Here is a 667-nt window from a genome sequence, read left to right on the forward strand (position 1 = left end):
GTGGGTAGTTTGACTGGGGCGGTCTCCTCCTAAAGAGTAACGGAGGAGCACGAAGGTTAGCTAATCCTGGTCGGACATCAGGAGGTTAGTGCAATGGCATAAGCTAGCTTGACTGCGAGAGTGACGGCTCGAGCAGGTGCGAAAGCAGGTCATAGTGATCCGGTGGTTCTGTATGGAAGGGCCATCGCTCAACGGATAAAAGGTACTCCGGGGATAACAGGCTGATACCGCCCAAGAGTTCATATCGACGGCGGTGTTTGGCACCTCGATGTCGGCTCATCACATCCTGGGGCTGAAGTAGGTCCCAAGGGTACGGCTGTTCGCCGTTTAAAGTGGTACGCGAGCTGGGTTTAGAACGTCGTGAGACAGTTCGGTCCCTATCTGCCGTGGGCGCTGGAGAATTGAGGGGGGCTGCTCCTAGTACGAGAGGACCGGAGTGGACGCATCACTGGTGTTCGGGTTGTCATGCCAATGGCACTGCCCGGTAGCTAAATGCGGAAAAGATAAGTGCTGAAAGCATCTAAGCACGAAACTTGCCCCGAGATGAGTTCTCCCTGAGCCTTTAAGGCTCCTGAAGGAACGTTGAAGACGACGACGTTGATAGGTCGGGTGTGTAAGCGCAGCGATGCGTTGAGCTAACCGATACTAATGAACCGTGAGGCTTAAC

1 rRNA gene is annotated in these 667 nt (G+C 54.4%); it reads left to right on the forward strand.

The window, feature by feature from the left end:
• Positions 1–667 (forward strand): 23S ribosomal RNA (locus ACF8PE_RS20390); the annotation flags it as partial.

It is taken from the genome of Leclercia sp. GLN_9, assembly GCF_043105735.1.
GTDB classification, from domain to species: Bacteria; Pseudomonadota; Gammaproteobacteria; order Enterobacterales; family Enterobacteriaceae; genus Enterobacter; species Enterobacter adecarboxylatus.